At 43.2% G+C, this 7,855-nt stretch carries 6 protein-coding genes; 2 read left to right on the top strand and 4 right to left on the bottom strand.

Annotation, left to right across the window (positions count from 1 at the left end):
• Positions 1 to 16 precede the first annotated feature (16 nt).
• Positions 17 to 3,943: a VCBS domain-containing protein gene (locus B9J87_RS08960; RefSeq protein WP_441351331.1), complete on the top strand. Its 3,927-nt coding sequence runs from the start codon at positions 17 to 19 to the stop codon at positions 3,941 to 3,943.
• A gap of 61 nt (positions 3,944 to 4,004) precedes the next feature.
• Here B9J87_RS08960 and B9J87_RS08955 read toward each other — a convergent pair whose 3' ends face one another.
• Positions 4,005 to 5,198 carry a class I SAM-dependent methyltransferase gene (locus B9J87_RS08955; RefSeq protein ID WP_094150313.1) on the bottom strand — a complete coding sequence of 398 codons (1,194 nt, stop codon included), beginning with the start codon at positions 5,196 to 5,198 and terminating at the stop codon, positions 4,005 to 4,007.
• A 221-nt stretch (positions 5,199 to 5,419) separates the two neighbouring features.
• Here B9J87_RS08955 and yccX point away from each other — a divergent pair, with 221 nt between their 5' ends.
• Complete coding sequence (gene yccX / locus B9J87_RS08950) at positions 5,420 to 5,698, top strand: acylphosphatase (protein ID WP_026028007.1); 279 nt, start codon at positions 5,420 to 5,422, stop codon at positions 5,696 to 5,698.
• 56 nt (positions 5,699 to 5,754) lie between these two features.
• Here yccX and B9J87_RS08945 read toward each other — a convergent pair whose 3' ends face one another.
• From B9J87_RS08945 to B9J87_RS08935, 3 genes are all read right to left on the bottom strand, one after another.
• Positions 5,755 to 6,084, bottom strand: a complete 330-nt coding sequence (locus tag B9J87_RS08945) for a TusE/DsrC/DsvC family sulfur relay protein (RefSeq protein ID WP_013856934.1) — start codon at positions 6,082 to 6,084, stop codon at positions 5,755 to 5,757.
• 126 nt (positions 6,085 to 6,210) lie between these two features.
• Positions 6,211 to 6,879 (bottom strand): Bax inhibitor-1 family protein, encoded by a 669-nt coding sequence (locus tag B9J87_RS08940; protein WP_010318447.1) that lies wholly within the window; start codon positions 6,877 to 6,879, stop codon positions 6,211 to 6,213.
• 204 nt (positions 6,880 to 7,083) lie between these two features.
• Positions 7,084 to 7,851, bottom strand: a complete 768-nt coding sequence (locus B9J87_RS08935; RefSeq protein ID WP_013856933.1) for an amino acid ABC transporter ATP-binding protein — start codon at positions 7,849 to 7,851, stop codon at positions 7,084 to 7,086.
• Positions 7,852 to 7,855 lie beyond the last annotated feature (4 nt).

The following is a 7,855-nucleotide window of genomic DNA, read 5'->3' as shown; positions in this document are numbered from 1 at the left end:
AAGTGACAGCGGCACTCTGACCGCGGAAGACAAGGATGGGAACAACGCCGACAACACCTTCCTCACAAACGTGACGGCGGTGGCGCACCCGACGGAAGGCGCGCCGCTGGGCAGCCTGAGCATCACAGAAGGTGGCGTGTGGACGTACAACGTCGACAACAGCAAAGTGGAGTACTTGGGCAAAGACGAGACCAAGGTTGAGACCTTCACCGTGCAGAGCGTGGACGGCACGCCGCACACCGTGACCGTGACCATCACGGGCACGAACGACGCGGCGATCATCGCAATCTCAAGCATTGCTCCTCTCTCCGAGGAAGGCTTATCTGGTGGACTTCAAGATGATATTGGATCCTCAGATACAAGCGACGCAGTTAAGGCATCTGGCACCATCACAATTGATGATATAGATAGCGATTCCGTAGGGATCACTCTTTCGGGACCGGAGGGCATCACGTCGGGAGGTATGGAAGTCGTTTGGGAATGGGATGCTCAAAATCACAAGCTGATAGGCTCTACATCTGGGAGTGATTCTAAATCCGTTATTGAAATCGAACTTACTGCTCCTAATGCAAGTGGCAAGGGCGAGTGGAACTATACGGTCACTTTACTCAGCCCTGTCGACCATCCAGATGGCTCCCAAGAAGATACACTGAGTTTAGATCTCGGCGTATTTGTTTCAGATGGGCAAACCACAACGGAAAGCAAATTATCTATCATCATTGAAGACGATGCGCCTAGCGACCATGCGATGGATCCAGTTGCTGCCACAGCAACTGACATCCCTGATGTGTTAACTGGCCAGTTTGATTTAACGAGTTACCGTGGTAATAGGACTACGATTGACGGTGGTCAATTTACTATTACTGCAAAAGGATTCTCTTCAGCTTTATCATCCACGTTAGTTAGTGCAAATATTAATGGTGACAGCGAAGGTATCGGCGTTAGTAGTAAGGATTCTCCGTACCATAATCTTGCTAATGAAGTTGATTTTCGTAAGTTTTCAGATGGCAGTTCTGCATCCGAAGAGTTGGTTATTAAACTCGATCCTAACACGGTAGCTTATGGTGCGAAAATTGAGTTCAGCAAAATGTTTGGCGGTGAGGGCGAAAGCGGGATTGTTGAGTTTTGGCGAGATGGAAAGCTGATTGCAACTCAAAGTTTTACCTCTGATGAAAATCGTGGAGATTACGCTAAAGACTTTTCTGTGCAGCAGGGTGGCTTTGATACGATGGTTATCAAAGCTACTGATAATGGTAACTCGTTCAATCATAAAGATAATAGTGACTTTACCGTTAAAAATATCGAGTTTCTTGGTTCGGATGCGCCGCAGCCAATTGCTTATGGTTCTGGTGTCGTTGAACCGCAATGGGGGGCCGATGGCCGAGGTGCACTACAATTAGTTGGCCTGGATGAATCTGCGACACTCAAAACGGTTACTGGCTCTGACATTACTGTTGGATTAGTAGGAGCAAATACTCTTACTGGTAAAGATGCAGAAGGGCATTTAGTCTTCAAACTCGAGTTTACACCGACAACGGGAAAATGGGAGTTTTACCAGTATCAAAATATACAATCGCCGTTAGGTGATGGAGACATTGATTTCCAAGTGAAAGTTACTGATGCCGATGGTGACAGTGCTGTGCTTGGTTTTGCGGTCAAGCCTGTGTCTCCACCGGTTATTGGTGAATTGACGCTCAATGTTTCTGAAGAAGGATTACAAGGCGGGATTGCGGATGACGCATCTATCACTGGTTCACAAGACACGACTAACCAGACCTCAGTGGAAGGGCAGCTTAATATTGCGAACACCTCTGAGCTTTCTATGGGGATTCCGGTTGGTACTTACACTTCTAATGGTGTAGCTATTACCTGGAACTTATCTGCGGATAAACAGAGACTGATTGGAACGGTTGCTGACAATAAAGTGGTCGAAATTACCGTAGATAACCAAGGCAAGGTGACTAGTCAGTTGCATGCTGTATTCGACCACACGAATAATGGTGGAGAAGATGAACTTGTGATTGATATCCCCATTGAAGCACAAAATTCAAGTGGTATTTCGAACACAAGTACAATCACCATTGTTATTGAGGATGATGCTCCTATCGCTAATGCGGATGTTGCTTCAATCAATGTATTAGCCGATTCATTTAATTTTAACGGTGTTTCGGCTAAGTGGAGCAATATCGCAGGTGGTTCAAATATTACAATTTATGATTCGCGCGATGCTGACCCTGATTTAGACCAAGTACGCTGGGGAACGAGTGCAGGGTATGGGCAATCAGGGTATGGTTTTATTGATAACGATAGTGGACTAGCTGGAAATATAGCTCTCAATGAGCTAGTCCAACTAGGAACCTTTACTCACTATAATTACCCTATCTATGACTCGATTACGGGGGCAACACTAGATGTAACGTTTTCAGTAACCGATGCTTATGGTCGAGTAACTCCTGTGACGATTACGGTGAATTTTGCCCATAACGAAACACCAAATAATCAGTCTGATCCAAGGGATATCATTACTATTGAAAGTCAATCTGTGACTTTTGAATTTGAAGGTAAGATGTATACAGTTGAAGTCTTAGGTTTTGTTGATAAAAACGGTAATGTTATCAACTCGATAAAGACAGACGAAAATGCATCCAACCAGTTTGACTTGGTGGCAAAGATTGTTGAAGGAAGTGGTTACCATTTGCCAAGTGCTTTAGGTAATGTAATGCATAACGATTTGCACGGTGCCGATGGATCATTGACTGTCATAGGGTGTGTGAATGGAGAAACATCAAGCAGTATTAATACCGGTGTTGGCACTAAGGTTATTGGTTTGTATGGCGAGCTGATTCTGATGGCTGATGGTAGCTATACTTATCAAGTGACTGAGGATGCCTCTAAGATCCCCCTCAACGCACAGGAAGTTTTTAGTTATACAGTGAGAGATAATGATGGTGATGCTGCCAATAGTACTTTAACGATTTCGGTCAACGCTGTAGATAAAAATGGTGTACCCGTAGGTTTACCATTGACGGTTGAAGGCAATGATTTAAATGACATGATAGTTATTAGAAATGGTGAAAACTCACAGCACCCAGATAGATTCGATGTTGCTTTCGGGGGTAATTTGTTAGGTACAGTACGTGATGTTCATGGCAATGAAAACCATATTCACGTAGGGCAAGGTTATAATAATGGCTCTCAAAACCAAACTGTTAGTGGTGGATCGGGGAACGATCATATTGAGACGGGCTCTGGAAATGACGTCATTTATGCAGGAATGACGGGATCTCATGGTTACAGTAGTGATGATGATTTGGAACTTTCTGCGTCTGAGATTGCCAATCATCACGTAATGACAGGCAATCTTTCTGGCACTGATTCAATGTTAGATAATGATGGTTTGTTATTATCGAACGATGTATCAAGCCGTAATGCTGACGTCGTTAATGGCGGTAGTGGCAATGATCGAATATTTGGTCAATCTGGCTCTGATATCCTTTTTGGTCATACTGGTGATGATTATATTGATGGTGGTTCTCACAACGATGGTTTGAGAGGTGGTGAAGGTAACGACACCCTTATTGGCGGCCTTGGTAGTGATATCTTAACGGGTGATAGTGGTGCAGACATATTCAAATGGGTTGAGATGGAAACCGCGACTGACCGCGTTACTGACTTCCATCGTTCGGAAGGGGATTCGTTAGATTTTTCCGATTTGTTTGGAGACATGACCAAAGATGAGATCACAGCATTGCTTGATGGACTGGGTGGTGTAGATCATCAAGGTGTTGCGGACGATGTATCTATCCGTGTTACAGGAAATGAACATGAATCGCACCTAACGATTGTTAAGTCGGGTCAAACATTGACCGTGGACTTTGATGGTGCGTCAGCTGCGGATATCACCAGTAGCTTGATGGATAACCTAAACCATTTAAAGGACTAAAATAACGAAAACCGGAGCTTGATTAGAGCTCCGGTTTTTCTTGCTGCCTATAAAATACGGCTTACAACACCTTACAGGCGAACCCTTTTAGATAAAACCCTTCAGGGTAGGCTGAATCTGTTAAGTGGTCAGCGGCTTGCTCGAACCTTTCAACAAATTTAACGCTACGACCTGCATCGAGCGCCGCATCGGCAATGATTTTTTGGAAGAGATCGGTGCCCATAAGGCCAGAGCATGAATAGGTGAGTAAAGTGCCACCCGGTTTTAAAATTTGCATTGCCAACATATTGATGTCTTTATAACCGTTTGCACCGGAGGTCAGGTTGTTTTTACTCGATACGAACTTAGGTGGATCCATAATCACCACATCAAACAGCGTTCCTTGATCACGATATTCTCGCAATAATTTGAAAACATCGGCATTCAAAAATACAGCGCGTTTTTTGGAAATATCGAATTGATTGATCTCTGCATTGTATTTGGCGGTATCTAATGCAGGTTGTGAGACGTCGGCATTAATTACACGTTTGGCACCGCCTTTAAGAGCATACAAACCGAAGCCTCCGGTATAACAAAAACAGTTAAGGACATCTTTATCCTTCACATATTTTATTGATTTCTGGCGGCTGTCACGTTGGTCTAGGTAAAAGCCTGTTTTGTGTCCACCAACAATATCGACGCTAATTTTTACGCCATTTTCTTCGATAATGACTGATTTTGGCGGCTCATCGCCATGCAGCACGCCCATGTGCTCTTCCAAACCTTCTTTTTTACGAACGGCAACATCTGAACGTTCGTAAACATGGCACTCTGGGAAAACGATTGTCAGCGCTTTAACAATATTCGTTTTATGATATTCAGCCCCTGCGCTAAGCAGTTGGCATACTAGATAATCTTGATACTTATCGATAGTAATACCGGGCAACCCATCTGATTCTGCTGCAATCAGCCTAAAGCCTGTAAGACCATCTCGTTCAATAATCTCCTGGCGAACTAACAGTGCATCTTCGAGCCGTTTCACAAAAAAATCGACATTGATCTCCTGCTTCTCAAAGCTCCAAACGCGAGCTCGAATTTGAGAAGTAGGGGAATAGGCTGCTTTTGCTAACCACTGATTATCATGAGTATAAACGTCGACGGTCTCTCCAAGGCTAGGCTCACCTTCTACCTTGCTGATCCCTCGGGAAAAAACCCATGGATGTTTACGGCGCAAAGATTTTTCACGGCCTTTGACTAGATAGATTGCAGCTGTCATACATTACTCGATGAATATTCAAAATGGGGGCGTATTTTCATAGAAAAGGTAATGGAAAGCAAACAAAGAGCGAGCGTCATACGTAAATAAAGGAAATTGTTTGGAGAGAGTGTCTATGGGATGTACATCAAATTAACCCATTGTCATTTCTTTCATTATAGTGAACGACGCATTTTAGTAGATAAATGATTGAGTATTTAAACATAGATAGAGGGATCCAAATGGCTCAACAGTGCGACAAGTTTATCGTGACAGGCAGGGTCCAAGGGGTTGGTTTTCGTTATCACACCGCTCATCAAGGACTAAAGCTAGGCTTAACAGGCTATGCTAAAAATTTACATAACGGCGAGGTTGAAGTCATCGCCATTGGGAATAGTGAAAATTTGGAGCAGTTTTATCAGTGGCTTCAACAAGGCCCCAAAACGGCGAAAGTAATGTCTGTGTTGCGTGAATCACTTCTTTCTTATACTGAAAAATATAGCGGATTCGAAATACTTTAAAAGTAGCACCGCTTTGTGCTTTGTATGGTTAAGTTGCTTGGGGGCTTAGTTTCACACTACAAGCATTTGGCAGGTTTTGGTAACCCAGCAAGTTTAGTTGCTTGTTTGGCCGGGCCTTTTTTAAAGAGTTTGAACAGATATTTGCTATTGCCTTTTTCCGGACCATGCGCTTTTTCCATCGCTTTGACTAACATACGCACTGCGGGTGAAGTATTAAACTCTTCATAAAAGTGGCGTACGAACAAAATGACTTCTAGATGAGCGTCTGTTAACTCGATACCTTCCTGACTGGCCAGTGTCTGGATCATTCCTTCTTCCCATTGGGTATGGTCTAGGAGGTAACCCTGAGCATCAGTTTCGACGGTTTTACCATTGTATTCAAACATCTTTATTACTCGATTAAAAATCCGCGTTTAGGGTAGCGTAGTGAATGTGTGATCTCAACTGTTTAGAAAGCAAAAAGCCCGCAAGCTGTGGCTTGCGGGCTCGTTTGGACAAAATGTCGACGTAAATTAGTCGTCGTTCATAATGCCTAGAATAGCCAATAAGCTTGTGAACAAGTTCAGGATATTTAGATACATTGAGATGGTAGCACTAATGTAGTTTGTCTCCTCACCTCGTACGATGCGGCTTGTGTCAAATAGGATAAAACCAGAAAACACGAGCGCCGCGATGCTGCTGATCGCAAGTTGGCCAACGGTAGAACCAACAAAAATATTAATAATCGCCGCAACGATGACAATAATGAGGCCTGCCATTAAAAAACTTCTCATGAACGAAAAGTCTTTTTTAGTCGTAATGGTATAAGCTGATAAGCCCATAAAAACAAGGCCAGTAAGACCGAGTGCCTGAGCAATAATGCTAGAGCCATTCGGGATTGCCGCATAGTGATTAAGCATTGGGCCCAGAGCTCCGCCCATTAATGTGGTGAACACAAATGTCCACACTATACCAGAAGAAGAATTAATGGCTTTAGGCATCACGAAGAATAGAATACCGATTGCTCCCAACTGCATAGCGAGTGCCATGAATGGTGAAATCTGCATTGCCATTGTTGCCATCGCAGCAATAGCACTGGTGATAAGAGTCATTGAAAGCAAGAAGTAAGTATTCTTCAACACTTTATTAGTTTGTAGTGTGCTCTCTAAGCTAGCTGAGCGAGTAAACATAGGGCTGTTCATAATCTTCCTCGTAAGGGTTTATGTTTGTTTGTACATTTATGGGGCTGAATGAGCTAAAAATCAAGCCCTGTGTCGTATTTGTCTTGTGCAAATTTTAATAAAAATAGTCACTTAGATGTTAAAGAATGTGTAACACCATGTGTCTATGCTCATAAACAAAGAGAGAGGTGATGTTCACCTCTCTCTTTGTTGGTCGTTAATCCATTAATGATGGAGAATTTGAGAGAGAAAATTGCGCGTTCTATCGGATTGAGGATTTTCAAAAAATTCAACAGGGTTATTTTCTTCAATGATCTCACCAGCATCCATGAAAATAACGCGATCGGCCACTTCTTTAGCAAAGCCCATCTCATGGGTAACACAAAGCATTGTCATGCCTTCTCCTGCAAGTTCAACCATAACATCTAATACTTCCCGTACCATTTCTGGGTCAAGTGCAGATGTTGGTTCATCAAATAACATAATCTGTGGGTTCATGCACAATGAGCGTGCAATCGCAACTCGTTGCTGCTGACCGCCAGAAAGTTGACCGGGATATTTGTCGGCTTGATCAGGAATCTTTACGCGTTCCAAATACTTCATCGCAACCGCTTCAGCTTCTCCTTTAGGCATCTTTTTTACCCAAATTGGAGCGAGTGTACAGTTTTCTAACACGGTTAAATGTGGAAAAAGATTGAAATGTTGGAAGCACATACCGACCTCGCGTCGCACGGCTTCGATATTTTTAAGATCTTCCGTCAGTTCGTTTCCCGCGACGACGATTTGTCCTTTTTGGTGCTCTTCCAAGCGGTTAATACAGCGAATCATGGTCGATTTTCCTGAGCCTGAAGGGCCACAAATAACGATCTTTTCGCCTTTTTTAACGGTAAGATTGATATTCTTTAGTACATGAAATTCACCGTACCATTTATTCATATCATTAATCTGAATCATGATTTCTTCAGAAGGTGCGAGGTTGCGTTGCTGCGTCATAATA

This window comes from Vibrio sp. V19_P1S1T109 (genome assembly GCF_002241375.1).
GTDB lineage: Bacteria > Pseudomonadota > Gammaproteobacteria > Enterobacterales > Vibrionaceae > Vibrio > Vibrio anguillarum.
The sequence above is the reverse complement of the archived record's forward strand: the minus strand, read 5'-3'. Positions and strand labels throughout refer to the sequence as shown.